The sequence below is a fragment of the Cupriavidus sp. 05T313 genome, from assembly GCF_056396665.1.
Window position 1 is genome coordinate 1 of sequence record NZ_JBFTLX010000661.1, and the last position, 421, is coordinate 421.

General features: G+C 62.7%; 1 protein-coding gene. It reads left to right on the plus strand.

Going from position 1 to position 421, the window contains the following annotated elements:
* Positions 1 to 421 (plus strand): DDE-type integrase/transposase/recombinase (locus tag AC1DKD_RS42240; protein ID WP_477144865.1); only part of this gene is annotated, 421 nt, incomplete at both ends.

The window sequence follows — 421 nt, forward strand, 5'->3', positions numbered from 1 at the left end:
TCGACATTAAGAAACTTGGACGGATCCCCGACGGCGGGGGCCACCGCAGTGTCGGCAGGGCCGCCGGAAACCGGAACAAGACCGGCACCGCGGCGAACAGGAGACCGGGCCACGCTTTCTTGCACAACGCCGTCGATGACCACTCCCGGCTCGCCTACACGGAGATCCTGACCGATGAGAAAAAGGACACCGCGGCCGGATTCTGGGAACGYGCCAACGCCTACTTCGARTCCYRCGGRATCACGGTCAAACGCGTCCTGACCGATAACGGTTCCTGCTACCGCTCCTACGCGTTCAAAGACGCCTTGGGCCCGGACATCAAGCACAAACGCACCCGTCCCTACAGGCCTCAGACCAACGGCAAAGTCGAGCGCTACAACCGCACCCTGCTCGAYGAATGGGCCTACGCCCGTCCTTACAG